5 protein-coding genes are annotated in these 4,677 nt (G+C 43.1%); all 5 read right to left on the bottom strand.

Annotated features, from left to right (window positions below):
• Positions 1 to 30 precede the first annotated feature (30 nt).
• The 5 genes from EI162_RS13485 to EI162_RS13465 all read right to left on the bottom strand — a co-directional run bounded on the left by EI162_RS13485 (position 31) and on the right by EI162_RS13465 (position 4,408).
• Complete coding sequence (locus tag EI162_RS13485; RefSeq protein ID WP_192524829.1) at positions 31 to 609, bottom strand: PilW family protein; 579 nt, start codon at positions 607 to 609, stop codon at positions 31 to 33.
• Positions 609 to 1,172 carry a type IV pilus modification protein PilV gene (gene pilV, locus EI162_RS13480; RefSeq protein WP_192524828.1) on the bottom strand — a complete coding sequence of 188 codons (564 nt, stop codon included), beginning with the start codon at positions 1,170 to 1,172 and terminating at the stop codon, positions 609 to 611. The genes EI162_RS13485 and pilV overlap by 1 nt, the downstream gene beginning before the upstream one ends.
• A complete protein-coding gene (locus tag EI162_RS13475) occupies positions 1,172 to 1,678 on the bottom strand; it encodes a prepilin-type N-terminal cleavage/methylation domain-containing protein (RefSeq protein ID WP_318779327.1) in 507 nt (168 codons plus the stop codon). Before EI162_RS13475 ends, pilV begins: the two co-directional genes overlap by 1 nt.
• A gap of 357 nt (positions 1,679 to 2,035) precedes the next feature.
• Entirely contained in the window at positions 2,036 to 2,911 is an 876-nt protein-coding gene (locus tag EI162_RS13470) for a ComF family protein (RefSeq protein WP_192524827.1), read from the bottom strand.
• 27 nt (positions 2,912 to 2,938) lie between these two features.
• Complete coding sequence (locus EI162_RS13465) at positions 2,939 to 4,408, bottom strand: phospholipase A (protein WP_192524826.1); 1,470 nt, start codon at positions 4,406 to 4,408, stop codon at positions 2,939 to 2,941.
• Positions 4,409 to 4,677 lie beyond the last annotated feature (269 nt).

Below are 4,677 nucleotides of genomic sequence, written 5' to 3'. Positions count from 1 at the left end.
ACGATCTAAGTATAGCTTATTCTGAAATATCTATGCTAATTGATGACACGCCCTAGTATCGTCAGTTTTTTGGCGTAAAAAGTAACGCTCCACGACAGTGTCATTGAGCTCAACCGTCGAACCCTCGCAGTCATTCATGCGACTACCGGTTATATTGGTATATTGAATAGTCAACTGATCGCTGGGTACATCTTTTATATTTGAGATACCTGTCCAGCCATTAGTACCGCCCCTACTGTCGCCTGCACGTCTGGTCAAATAGCCCATACCGGTATAAGGCGTAGTGGCAATACCGAGATTGGCGGCGGTGAGTACTACTCCACCTTTGTTAGTGGCGCTCGTGATTTGGGTTTCAGGATTACCTAGATTGGCTAAGCGTACCTTTCTCTCTAACTGTTGTAACCCAAATACGCTAGCATCTTGGAGCTCACTACCACTGGCTTGGATACTACTGGTTTTTACGTTGATGATATACACCTGCATCGCTGCTGCCGATATAATCAAGCCGAGTATCAAAGAGATCATGAGCTCTATTAAGGTAAATCCTGACTGCTGATAAGGGCGATCGGTACTATTATGTCCCTGTCTTACTGTCCTACTAGACCACATCAGTACGCCTCCATAATAAAGCACTCAGCACCATTTTTATAAGTACCATCAGCATTTGCACACGCTTTGTCACTATCGTCTAGAGCTAAGGTGGTCGCGCCCCAACTGGCAACAAAGCATTGGCGCACTTGGCTGCCTACCGTGCCAGGGCAGCCATCAGCAGCCAAACCAATGAGCATATCATTAGCTACTGCATAGGACTTTAATAGCAGGCCATCACGAGTCGCTAACTGTTCAATCGTACAACTAGCACTAACAGCAGGGGCTGTAACAGTATTTTGTACGCAGCTATCTTTTTTTATGCTCTTATCATCGATACTTACTGTGTCTGAGTTACCATTTAGCGCTGCTTTAAACGCATTAATACCATCAGGATTGGTGCGCATTGTTTCTGCGCCACCTCTCATTACTGTTAAAGCTCGTGTACGCATTAAACTCTCATCAGTGGCTTTTACTGCTGCCATCTGCATAGCAGTAAAGCCCAAAACTGCAACTGCGAGCAATAATAAAGCGACTAGTACTTCTACTAAACCTACCCCACGCTGCGAGCTGAGTTTATACATTAGCAGGTTCCTCCAAGCTCAGTATTAATCGCCGCCAGTTTACTCACTTCTATTTGTCTAGGCGCAGCGGAGGTATTGCTATCGCAAATGTTGTACGTCACTTCATTATCAGCAGTTTTATCAGGACTAAATACTGAAACGCTTTTAGCTTTATTCTTACTGTCTTTACCGCTAATAGTACTTTTGGCATCATACGTATAAGTGCCAATTAAGTTTTCCTTGGCATCTTCGAGGACAAGAGTACCTGCATTGGTACTATTATTATTAATAGTTACAGTAATTACTTGTCGACGAATCACGCTCTCAACTTTAGCCTCTTTTAACGCATTAACCAGCGTAGCAGTCGTCGACTTCACTCTTTGATTTGCCAACTGATTGCTAATATTAGGCGCAGCGATGCTCACAATAATAGCAAGCACAGCAATCGTTACCATCAGCTCAATCAGAGTAAACCCTGAGCTGGTCATGCTTAGCTTAGATAATCGGTTATTCGCAGATGCGTTCACATCAAATTCCTGTTTATAACTACATTTATAACTGCCACTATTGATATGACCCTAATACTTACATGACACGAATACTGGTTTAACCATAATGATAGGTCGCTGATTTTTGCCGTCTACTCACTATATACCATGCAATTTTTGTTCCATGATATGTAGTGATAACTTCGCATAAAATGCTGAGCAATGAGCAAATGCTCTAAGACAGCTATTATTCATTAATTTGTTAATAGGTTTTATCGAGCAATGAAGCACTTACACGGTTAATATTTAACAAATTACTATATTAATTTTAACAATATAGCGTTACGGCAACATATTAGCAACATATTAGTGGTTACGAATAGAGACTGGCGGTTTTTATGATTGACTTCCATGCGCCAATGCATAAGCAAAGAGATGGTATTTATGGAGGGCTTGGGTATTTATTGATGAGGTTATATCAGACGAGACATATAGGGTACGCGCTAGGGCCTGCAAGCTCGCCCCTGTAGTCGAGACATCATCGAAGAACAATAAACGCTTGACGGGTGGTGTCTCGATAAGCGCAAAAGCATTATCTAAATTGCTTAAGCGCTCAGCTCGTGTCAGCCCTTGCTGGCTTATAGTGTTGTCGATACGCTTGATGCCATGCCACAGCGGTATTTGCCAATGCTTAGACAGTTGTGCTGATAAGATACTGACAGGGTCAAATCCGCGTTTGACCAATCGTTGGTTGGTAGTCGGCATAGCGACAATGACGCTATTATCATGATGACAGCCGTGAGGACGGGGTAATTGACGCAAGGCATGCAGTAGCAGTGGTAGCTTGGTCATATCTTCGTGATGCTTAAAAGCTCTGATAGCCTGACGCATGGGATAATCGTAATAAGTAGCGGTTTGAATGGTCAGTGCCGTACCAGCAGCGATATCCACGTCAAAAGGCTTGGGTAACCAAACCATACTATGATGACAATGCGCACATAATAAACCGCTGCTTAGACGGCGATTGATATAAAGGCGGAGCTTAGTAACGTAAGTATTGTTGCTTGGCAGTCTAACGCTATTTGAGGGTCTAATGCTAGAAGTGACATTGAGTATATCAGCGCTATGTGATGGCAAATGCTGCTGCGATAGCTGTGATAATTGGGGTAGCTGATATTGTGGTGTACTACGGTAAACACGGCATAACTGGCAGCGTATGTCTCCATACTCCGCCAGCCATAGCCCAGTTTGGTAAGGCGCTAAGTGACGCATGAACTATTATCAAGGTATATGCTGATATTAGAAGCCTTTCCAATCATTGAGCACGATACCGAAGCCAATAGAGGTGTTTTCATGATTGTAATCGATGATGGACTCGCCATAACCTTGGAATAGCTGCACAAAGCCATTGACGTTTTTTGATAAGGGATAAATATAATCAATTTGCGCCGCCCCTTTATTGGTGCTTGGGTTGTAGCGTAACGTACCACTCAAGCTCTGCTGATCTGGTAGATCATATAAGAACTTGACATCGCCATAACCCATGAAGTCCTCAATATCTGGATTATCATCGCTATCAGCGTTCTCATTTTTTACTCGAGCCCACAGACGCGGTATCACTGACAGCTTGCCCCACTCAGCCCCTGCCATCAAATAGGCACGATTCCATGAGCGTGATAACGGATCGTCTTGCCCGTTTGAGTGGTGGATAGCACCTGCGCCCAACATGCGTAGACGCCCACCAAAAGGTAAGTCAGCGGTCACCGGTTGGGTCAAAAATATTTCGGGTTGATAATCAGTGGCGCGAAATGGACGAGAGTTGTCTTCGTTATAGACTTGCCAATGCGACTCTTGGGTATAACCAAACCATAAATCAGCACTGGTATCGAACAAATCTTCTGCGACTTTGGTCTTTAAAGACAACTGGAACTTTAGCTCAGTATTGCGCACATCGTTAGACGTAAAAGACTCTTTGTCTTGTGATGGCGTATCGGGACCTAAATTAGGATCAAAAGTGTAAAATAATGGTAATAGATAGGTCGGTCGATGCGGTCTTACCGTCCATGTTCCACGCTCGCTGTTTTTATCCAAGTCATAAGACAAACTCAGCGGCGTAAATTTTTCGATATCAGTTTGGGTAACACCGACATCCTCTAATACCTTTGCTTCTCTTGTGGTCAATCCAATGGTATCCAAACTCTCAGAAGTCGCTGTTTGGCTGACATCTGGATCAGTAGAGTCATTACTGGCATCAGCAACGATAGTGGAGTTTTCTTCTACAAAAACGAATTGCGGCTTACCTGAAATAGTGGTCTTAAAGGTTTTGGCCAAATCTACTGACTGTTTGTTCATCGTATAGCTTGGTGTCTTACCTTGCTCAGCGACTTTATCAAAACAAGCCAAACGCGCAGCGCTAGTCTGTACATCCGTACATTCAAAAAACAGCTTGGCTTGCTGGGCGACAAATTCCTTGCTAACGACTTTAGCAGGTTGAGCTAATGGATCAGCACTGGTTAACGACTCATCGCTATCCTGCGTTACTTCATAACCTTCGTATTCGAACGCCGCTTCTGATGGTAGTAATTCATTATATTCTTGATCATTATTGGCAGCTTGTACTTGTAACGCCGTACAACTCAGCGCGATAACAATGCCCATGCGCAGAGGAGTGTACATACTTTGACGGAAGGTCCATTGCGGGCTGTCAGCTTGACCATTCACTGCAATATTACGCTGTGAATGACGCTGAATAGTATAATGAGCAAACATAGAAATCCTTTGTCTACTGACATGATTGCCAGCAGAGTATATAAGATAGTTAATATAGCTGTTAGCGTTATCGCTAAAGAAATAAGTATCAGTAAAGATAGATAAATCGTAGACATCGAAGACCGTAATGACGATCTGTAATCAGCCTGCGATATTGTTACTTTATTGTAATGAAAATATAGATAGTATACTAGGGGCTGTATAGAATTGGGAAATAGTTGAAAAAAATAAGCAACGCCTTACACTCTTGTTTACCACAACAAAGAGAA

It is taken from the genome of Psychrobacter sp. FME6 (genome assembly GCF_014861365.1).
Taxonomy (GTDB): Bacteria; Pseudomonadota; Gammaproteobacteria; order Pseudomonadales; family Moraxellaceae; genus Psychrobacter.
This window is presented reverse-complemented; position numbering and strand designations above follow the sequence as displayed.